The organism is Actinomadura keratinilytica, from assembly GCF_039539665.1.
GTDB lineage: Bacteria > Actinomycetota > Actinomycetes > Streptosporangiales > Streptosporangiaceae > Spirillospora > Spirillospora keratinilytica.
Genome location: NZ_BAABDO010000056.1, coordinates 33,776 through 40,870 on the forward strand (window position 1 = coordinate 33,776; position 7,095 = coordinate 40,870).

6 protein-coding genes are annotated in these 7,095 nt (G+C 74.0%); 4 read left to right on the forward strand and 2 right to left on the reverse strand.

The genetic code is table 11. The features are described from left to right. The first annotated feature begins 3 nt into the window (after positions 1 to 3). The 4 genes from ABD879_RS18485 to ABD879_RS18500 are packed head-to-tail and all read left to right on the forward strand — an operon-like array spanning position 4 to position 4,152. Positions 4 to 1,035, forward strand: coding sequence for an ABC transporter substrate-binding protein (locus tag ABD879_RS18485; protein ID WP_345022705.1), 1,032 nt, complete (start codon positions 4 to 6; stop codon positions 1,033 to 1,035). Continuing rightward, positions 1,032 to 2,048, forward strand: a complete 1,017-nt coding sequence (locus ABD879_RS18490; protein WP_345022706.1) for an LLM class flavin-dependent oxidoreductase — start codon at positions 1,032 to 1,034, stop codon at positions 2,046 to 2,048. The genes ABD879_RS18485 and ABD879_RS18490 overlap by 4 nt, the downstream gene beginning before the upstream one ends. Beyond that, complete coding sequence (locus ABD879_RS18495; protein WP_345022707.1) at positions 2,045 to 3,244, forward strand: LLM class flavin-dependent oxidoreductase; 1,200 nt, start codon at positions 2,045 to 2,047, stop codon at positions 3,242 to 3,244. Before ABD879_RS18490 ends, ABD879_RS18495 begins: the two co-directional genes overlap by 4 nt. Next, on the forward strand, positions 3,241 to 4,152 hold the full coding sequence (locus tag ABD879_RS18500; RefSeq protein WP_345022708.1) for an ABC transporter substrate-binding protein: 912 nt from the start codon (positions 3,241 to 3,243) through the stop codon (positions 4,150 to 4,152). The genes ABD879_RS18495 and ABD879_RS18500 overlap by 4 nt, the downstream gene beginning before the upstream one ends. Before the next feature lie 55 nt (positions 4,153 to 4,207). On the opposite strand, the gene ABD879_RS18505 is transcribed toward ABD879_RS18500, so the two are convergent. Together ABD879_RS18505 and ABD879_RS18510 are read right to left on the reverse strand one after the other, a co-directional pair. Beyond that, the gene (locus tag ABD879_RS18505; RefSeq protein WP_345022709.1) at positions 4,208 to 5,740 is read right to left on the reverse strand and encodes an AMP-binding protein; all 1,533 of its coding nucleotides are present in this window, start codon (positions 5,738 to 5,740) and stop codon (positions 4,208 to 4,210) included. Positions 5,741 to 5,802: 62 nt separating this feature from the next. Beyond that, complete coding sequence (locus ABD879_RS18510) at positions 5,803 to 6,861, reverse strand: LLM class flavin-dependent oxidoreductase (RefSeq protein ID WP_345022711.1); 1,059 nt, start codon at positions 6,859 to 6,861, stop codon at positions 5,803 to 5,805. Positions 6,862 to 7,095: the final 234 nt, after the last annotated feature.

Below are 7,095 nucleotides of genomic sequence, written 5' to 3' on the forward strand. Positions count from 1 at the left end.
CGCATGCCCACGCACGCCCGTCACACCGACATCGACAAGATCTGGTTCACCCGCTGCCCGGTGCCCACCGCCAGCGGCCTGGCCCACCGGAAGGGGTGGCTGGCCGAGGCGTTCGCACCGTACGGGCTGGAGGTGGGCGTCCTGCAGGACGCCGGACCCGACCTGGCCCGCCACCACTTCGACCACGGCCTGCCGGGCCTGTTCCGCGAGGGCGGCAACGTCCCGGCGCTGGCCGCCCGCGCCGAGCGCGCGCCGACCCGGCTGATCGGGCTGACCTGGATCGAGGAATGGCAGTCGATCCTCGTGCGGCCCGGCTCGGGCATCCGCGGGCCGCGGGACCTGCCCGGCGCGCGCGTCGCGCTGCCCGGCTGGGCGCGGACCAGGGCGCAGAGCTTCCCGCGCGCGATGGCCCTGCACGGCGTCAAGGGCGCCCTCGCCCAGGGCGGCCTCACCCTCGACGACGTGACGTTCGTCGAGGTCGCCGCCGACCTCTCGCCGTCGGTGGGACGCGACGCGCGCGACCGCCGGCTGTCGTGGCCCGGCCTGGAGGAGCTGGTGCGCGGCGAGGTGGACGCCGTCTACGCCAAGGGCGCCCGCGCCGCCGAGCAGGCCGCCGAGCTCGGCCTGGCCGTCGGCGTCGACCTGGACGCCCACCCCGACCCCGCGACCCGCGTCAACAACGGCACCCCGCGGCCGATCACCGTGCACGAGCGGCTGCTGGAGGAGCGGCCCGAGCTGGTGACCGCGTTCCTCGTCCAGACGCTGCGCGCGGCCGACTGGGCCGCCGCCGACCTCGACGGCGTCCGCGAGATCCTCGCCGGGGAGACCCGGTCGGGCCGGGCCGGCGTGCACACCGCCTACCGCGGCGGGTTCCACCGCACGCTGCGCCCCGACCTGTCGCCCGAACGCCTCGCCCTGCTCGAACGGCAGAAGGACTTCCTGCTGCTGCACGGCTTCCTCGCCGCCGACGTGGACGTGCGCGCGTGGGCCGCACCCGAACCGCTGCGCCAGGCCACCGAAAGGAGGGCGGCATGACGACGCCCAGGTTCCTGCTCACCCTGCCGACGATCGGCCCGTACGCCGACCCGGCGCCGCTGCCGCCGTTCGTCACCGACACCCGCGCGGACCGCTACGGGGCCTTCGACACGATCGCCGAGGTGGGACGCGCCGCCGAGGTCACCGGCTTCGACGGCGTCGTCGCCCCCTTCGCGCACGACGCCGAGGAGGCGCTGATCGTGGTGGCCGGGCTGCTGCGCGCCAACCGCTGGCTGCACGGCGTCGCCGGCTTCCACCCCGGCGTCGGCACCCCGGTGTACGCGGCGAAGCTGTCGGCCTCGCTGCAGCGGTTCACCGGGGACCGGTTCGGCTGGTGGCCGGTCGTCGACCTGGACCCGGTGACGGCGCGGGCGCAGGGCGACTTCCTGGACGGCCCGGACCGGTACGCGCGCGCCGACGAGTTCCTGACGATCGCCAAGGGCGTGTGGGAGCACGAGGACTACACCTACGAGGGCCGGTTCTTCCAGGTGCTCGCGGGCGGCTTCCAGGGGCCGCTGGCGGGGCGCCGCTTCCCGCCCGTCCACCTGTCCGGTTCGTCGCAGGAGGCGCTCGAGCTGTCGGCCAAGCACGCCGACGTGCACATCTTCGACGCCACCGACGACATCGACGCGCTCATCGCCGACCTCGGCGCGCGCGCCGCCGCGCATGGCCGCACCGTCGCCTACGGCCTGCGGCTGACGGTCGTGGCGCGCGAGGACGAGGCGGAGGCGCGGGCCGTGCGGGGCGTCCCCGAACACGCGCTCGCCGGGTCGTTCGAGCAGGTCGCCGACGAGTTGCGGCGCTACGTCGACCGGGGCGTCGGCACGTTCGTACTGGAGACCGAGCCGCACGTGGAGGAGACCTACCGGCTGGGGGAGCGGCTGCTGCCCCTCTTCGCCCAGGAACACGCCCGGGAACACGCCCGGGAACACGCCCGGGAACACGCCCGGGAACACGCCCAGGAACACGCTCAGGAACACGTCCGGCAGCACGCGCAGGAGCAGGCGAAATGACCGCAGGGAGCCGCTCGATCGACATCTACTGGCGCATCGGCACGCACGGCGACCAGCGGTCGCTGCGCCGCCGCCTGGTGACCCGGGGCGACTGGTCGCCGGTCGGGCCGGGCAGCATCACCCCCGGGCTGCGCGGCGGCCGGCCCGACGGGTACACCCACCTGGACCACATGGCCGACGTGGCGCGCGCCGCCGAGCTGTCGGGGTTCGTCGGCGGGCTGCTGCCGTCCTTCCCGTTCACCGACGACCCGTGGGCGGCGGCCGCCGGCCTGGCCCGGGAGACCACCACCTACCGGTTCATGATCGCTTTCCAGCCGGGGTTCCTGCACCCGGTGCAGGCCGCGCGGATGTCGGCGAGCCTGCAGCGGGCCACCGGCGGACGCGTCGTCTACAACATCATCTCCGGCGGCGGCGGACCCGCCCAGCTGTGGTGGGGCGACAAGGTCGGGCACGACGACCGGTACGCCCGCACCTGCGAGTTCCTGGACGTGCTCAAGGGCGTGTGGGACGGCGGCCCGTTCACCCACCGCGGCCGCTTCTACCGGGTCGAGGGCGCGGGCCTGCCCGAGCGGCTGCGCGGGCAGCCGTTCCCCGAGATCTACTTCTCCGGCTCGTCGCGGGCGGCGATCGAGGCCGCCGGGCGGCACGCCGACTACTACCTGTCGTGGCTGGAGCCGTTCCCCGCGCTGGCCGCCAAGTTCGACCAGGTCCGCGAGCACAGCGCGGCGATCGGCCGGTCCCCGCGGTTCGCCGTGCGCATCGACGTGCTGGCCCGCGAGACCGAGGACGAGGCGTGGGAGGAGATCCGCCGCGGCTGGCGGCACGTCGATCCCGCGCTGCTGCAGGGGCCCGAGGCCGGCGGCGACTCGGTGGGCCGGCGGCGCGGCCGGTCCTTCATCGACTGGCCGGTCCGCGAATACCGCGAGCTGGAGGCCGAACCCAACGTGTGGGGCGGCTTCCACCTGCTGCGCGGCGGCCCGGCGTTCGGGCTGGTCGGCAGCTACGCGCAGGTCGCCGCCCGGCTCGACGAACTGATCGCGCTGGGCGTGGACGCCTTCATCCTCGCCGGGGTGCCGCACCTGGAGGAGGCCCACCGGGTCGGCGAGCACGTCCTTCCGCTGCTGCGCGGCGGCCGCCCGGACGGCGGCGCGCACACGTCACTGCCCACCGTCGGAACGAAAGGAAACCTCCGATGACCCGTGTCGGCTTCTTCCCCAACAACAACTCCCTGTGGGTGCTGCGGCACCGGGGCGTCCTGGAGCGGTCGCTGCCGGACGTGGAGTGGGTCGACCTGCGGTCGCTGCCCGCCGGCGACCGCCCCGCCCCCACCGAGGGACTGCCGTCCGCGCACGGCGACCACCTGTTCGACGGCGGCTACGACTTCATCGGCACCGGATCGACACCGCCGGTCACCGCGCAGGGCAAGGGCCATGACATCGTCTACGTGGCGATCTCCGGACCGCGCGTGGACAACGGGCGGCTGGTCGCGCCGGCCGACTCCGGCATCCGGTCCCCGGCCGACCTGGCGGGCCGCAGGGTCGCGCTCGGCCACGGCTCCTGGCAGACGACGCTGCTGCTGTTCGCGCTGGACCGGGCCGGGCTCACCTGGGCCGACATCGAGCCGGTGGACGCCGGACCCGAGGGCGCGCGGCTGCTGCTGGAGGGCAAGGTCGACGCCTGGACCGGCTACTACCCGCAGCTGGCCGGGCTGGAGCGCACGACGCGGCTGCGGACGCTGGTGGAGACCGAGGGGCTGTTCAGCCACCGCTCGCTGTGGTTCACCCGGCGCGACTTCGCCCTCGACCACCGCGACGAGCTGGCCGCGATCGTCGCCGCGCTGCAGGAGTCGGACGCCTGGGTGCGGGAGAACCCCCGCGAGGCCGCCCGGCTGTTCGCCGCCGAGGACGGCGGGGACCTGGACGAGTGGGAGCACGCCCTGCGCAACCGCCCGTTCGGGCTGCACCCGGTGACCGACGAGTTCGTCGCCGAGCAGCAGCGCGCCGCCGACCTGCTCCACGCCAACGGCCTGCTGGACCGGAAGATCACCGTGGCGGACGCGGTGCTGCCGGAGCTGGCCGACCTGGTCACCGCCTCGGCGCGCTGACCAGCCGGACCGCGGGAGGGGACGGCGGCGCGGCGCCCGTCCCCTCCCGCGCACCTCAGGCCCCGGGGTAACCGCCGCCGCCGTAGCGCTCGTCCAGCAGGTCGTAGTCGGGCGTGAACCCCTTCTTGGGGATCTCGTCGGCGAACTCCACGTGCCGCGGCTTCTTGTACGAGGCGATCTGGCCGCGCACGTGCTCGATGAGCTCCTCGGCGGTGGCGGCGGCGCCGTCCCGCGGCACCACGATCGCCTTGGGGGACTGGCCGAACCGGTCGTCCGGCACCCCGATCACGGCGGCGTCGGCGACGGCCGGATGGGTCTTCAGGGCGCGCTCCACCTCGGCGGGGTAGATGTTCTCGTTCGCCGACTTGATCATGCGCAGCTTCGGGCCGATGAAGGTGATGGTGCCGTCGGGCTCGCGCCGCCCCAGGTCGCCGGTGTGGTGCCAGCCGCCGGCGGTCTTGGCCGCGTTCAGCTCGGGGCGGTTCCAGTAGCCGGAGAACACGCTGTGGCCGCGCGCGCAGATCTCGCCGACCTCGCCCGGCGGGACCTCGGCGCCGGAGGCGTCCAGGATCCGCACCTGCGCCAGCGGCGACGGCCGCCCCGCCGGCCCCCGGCCGCCCATGCCGAGGCCGAGGAAGGTGAGCATGCCGCCGACCTCGGTCTGCCCGTAGCCGCCCATCTTCGACGCGCACCAGGGGCTGTCGTCCACGGTGATCATGTCGTCCCACTCCGGGGAGTGCGAGACGAAGCGCAGCGAGGACAGGTCGAAGGCGCGGTCCCTGTTGGCCTCGACCAGCCCGTCGATCATCGGGCCGAACAGGAACGCCTGGGTGACCCGCTCGCGCTCGATCAGGCGGCAGACCTCGGTCGGCTCGTAGGCCGGGGTGAACACGACCGTGCCGCCGAGCTGGAAGGCGGCCAGCGTGAACATCATCGTGCCGACGTGGAACAGCGGCCCGCACGCCAGGTAGGTGAACCCGTCCTCCATCTGCCGGATGTGCAGCAGCGACATGCTGTGCGCGATCAGCGCGGCGTCGCTGAGCAGGGCGGCGCTGGGGCGCCCGTCGAACGCGGCGGTGTAGAGCGCCAGGACGGGGGAGTCGGCGGACACCTCGGCGTCGGGGTCGATCGGGTCGCCCGCGGCGGCCCACGCCTCGTACTCGGCCCGCCCGCCCGGACCGGCGTCCCCGCCCGAGCGCACCCAGCGCGCGTCCAGCGCGACCTGCCCGCGCGCCTTCTCCACCGCCTCCGACTCCTCCCACACGACCACCGCCGGGGCCAGGTCGGTGAGCACGTGGGCGAGCTCGTCGGCGGACTGCCGCCAGTTGGCCGGGCAGAAGATCGCCCCGAGCCGCGAGCAGGCCAGCAGCAGCTCCAGCACGCGGAAGGAGTTCTGCCCCAGCCACAGCACGCGCCCGCCCGCGGTGACGCCGTCGGCGGCCAGCGCGCCCGCCACGCGGTTCACCCGCGCGTCCAGTTCGGGCCAGGTGAGCCGCACGTCGCCGTCGACCACGGCGGTGCCGAGCGGCCGGCCCCGCCGGTGCTCGCCGAGAACGTCCCCGAGTGTGAGCCGGTGTACGACGGACATCGCGCCTCCTGCGTGTGACGGAAACCGGGGGTGGCGGGGAGGGCCGCGGCGCGGTCGCTCGCTCAGCGGAAGGCGGGCATGACCTCCGCGGCGAAGAACCTCAGGACCTTCTTCATCTCCTCGACGGGCATCGGCCGCGTCGAGCCGAAGTCGCACATCAGGTGGGAGTAGCCCATCTCCTGGATCATCTTGATCTGGCCGATGACCCGCTCCGGGTCGCCGATCACCTCCAGCTGCTCCCAGCGGAACTCGCTGTCCACCGCGCCGCCCTTGAGGTAGCGGTTCTGGTAGTACTCGAAGCCCTTGGCGGCCTCGCCGGTGCGCGAGTCGATGGGGGCGCTCTGCGCGTTGAAGATGCGCGAGCGGTCGAAGGCGGCCTCGAACCGGGCCTGGTCCGCTCTGGCCTGCTCGATGGTCGGCGCGACGTACACGATGCGGCTGGCCACCAGCTCGGCCTCCGCGGTGTCCACGCCGTTGGCGGCGGCGACGGCGTGCCAGGTCTGCGCCGCCTTGGCGATCTTGCGGAACGGGGCGGCCGGGTCGGCCAGGATCGGCAGGCCGCGGGCGGCGTAGATCTCCACGGTCTCGGGACTGATCGCCGCCACGTGCAGCGGCGGGTGCGGTTTCTGCAGCGGACGCGGTGTCAGTGTCAGCGGACGGCCGGTGCCGTAGTAGCGGCCCTTGTACTCGTAGCCGTCCTGCGTCCAGAGGCCGACCACCATGTCGAGGCACTCGTTGAAGCGGTCCCGGGCCTCGCCCAGGTCCAGCCCGAAGTTCTCGAACTCGACGCTCTGGTAGCCGCGGCCCACCCCGAGCTCCAGGCGCCCGCCCGACAGCAGGTCCACCATCGCGGCCTCCTCGGCCACGTGGATCGGGTTGTGCAGGGGCAGCACGACGATGCCGGTGCCCAGCCGCAGCCGCTCGGTGCGGGCCGCCAGATGGGCCAGCATCGTGAAGATGTTGGGCACCACCCCGTAGTCCCGGAAGTGGTGCTCGGCGACCCACACCCCGTCGAAGCCGAGCTCCTCCAGAAGCTCGATCACCTCGATCTGGTAGTCGTACACCTCGCGTGCGCTCTGGCCCGCGTTCTGGTGGAACAGGTGGAAGGTCGAGAACTTCATCGGGCGGTCGGCCACGTCTACGGCTCCTTCTTCACCGGGCCCGGCGGGGCGCCCCGGCGTCCGCCTGGTCGGGACAACGCCGGATCCCATCATTACGTACCAAGCGCTCGCTTGGGAAGCCTAGCAGGCCACGACCCCGGCCATGCGGTGCCGCCCGCGTCCGGGCCGATGCCCGACCCGCGGCCCGGTGCGCCGCCGGATCGCCCGCCGCGCGGCCTCCCGCGTCGGCGAGGT